At 68.9% G+C, this 1,315-nt stretch carries 1 protein-coding gene; it reads left to right on the forward strand.

What is annotated here, in order from left to right; genetic code table 11:
* Window positions 1-1,315, forward strand: a 1,315-nt coding sequence (locus tag AB0I54_RS48170) for a type I polyketide synthase (protein WP_363302759.1), incomplete at both ends; no start/stop codon positions are given.

Below are 1,315 nucleotides of genomic sequence, written 5' to 3' on the forward strand. Positions count from 1 at the left end.
TCGGTGGTGTGATCAAGATGGTCATGGCGATGCGGCACGGTGTGCTGCCGCGGACCCTGCACGTCGACGAGCCGACCCCGCACGTGGACTGGACGACGGGCGCGGTGCGGCTGCTGACCGAGGCCGTGGAGTGGCCTGCGAGCGACGGGCCGCGCCGAGCCGCGGTGTCCTCCTTCGGCGTGAGCGGCACCAATGCGCACGTGATCGTCGAGCAGGCTCCTGGCGTGGCGGAGGAGTCCCCGGCGTCGGCCTCGGGTGGTGCGGTCGTGCCGTGGGTGCTGTCGGCGAAGGGTGATGCGGCTCTGCGGGAGCAGGCGGGTCGGCTGTTGTCCTTCCTGGACGCTGAGAGTGGTGCTGGGGTTCGGCCGGAGGACGTGGCGTTCTCGCTGGCGACGTCGCGTGCGGTGCTGGAGCGTCGTGCGGTGGTCGTGGGGGAGGAGCTTGGGGAGTTCCGGCGGGGGCTGGAGGCGATTGCTGCCGGGGCTGTTCCGGTGGGGGATGCCGTCAGCGACAAGTTCGGCTTCTTGTTCTCGGGTCAGGGTTCGCAGCGGATCGGCATGGGGCGTGACCTGTACGAGGCGTACCCCGTGTTCGCTGAGGCCTACGACGAGGTGTGCGCGCTGCTGGAGGCGCCGGTCGATGTTGACTCGGAGGAGTTGGATCAGACGGGGTCGACGCAGCCGGCGTTGTTCGCGGTCGAGGTGGCGTTGTTCCGGTTGCTGGAGTCGTGGGGTGTCCGGCCGGATTATGTGGCCGGTCACTCGGTGGGTGAGATCGCGGCCGCGCATGTGGCGGGTGTGTTGTCGCTTGAGGATGCGGCGAAGCTGGTCTCGGCACGCGCTGCGTTGATGCAGGCCCTGCCCAGGGGCGGCGCGATGCTGGCGGTTCAGGCGACCGAGGACGAGGTACTGCCGCATCTGACCGACGGCGTCGGTATCGCGGCGATCAACGGCCCGCAGTCGGTCGTGATCTCCGGAGCCGAGGATGCCGTTCTGGAGACCGCTGAGGTCTTCGCCCAACAGGGCCGCAGAACCTCTCGGTTGAAGGTCAGTCACGCGTTCCACTCGCCGTTGATGGATCCGATGCTGGAGGAGTTCGGTGCGGTCGTCCGTGGTCTGACGTTCAGCGAGCCACGGATCCCGGTGGTCTCCAACCTCACCGGCCGCCTGGCCGAGCCGTACACCCCCGAGTACTGGGTCCGGCACGTCCGTGAGGCGGTGCGCTTCGCCGACGGCATCGAGACCCTGCACGAGCTGGGTGTGACCACGTTCGTGGAGATCGGCCCGGGTGGTGTCCTCAGCGCTCTCGCCCAGGG

It is taken from the genome of Streptomyces sp. NPDC050625, from assembly GCF_040654755.1.
Lineage (GTDB): Bacteria > Actinomycetota > Actinomycetes > Streptomycetales > Streptomycetaceae > Streptomyces.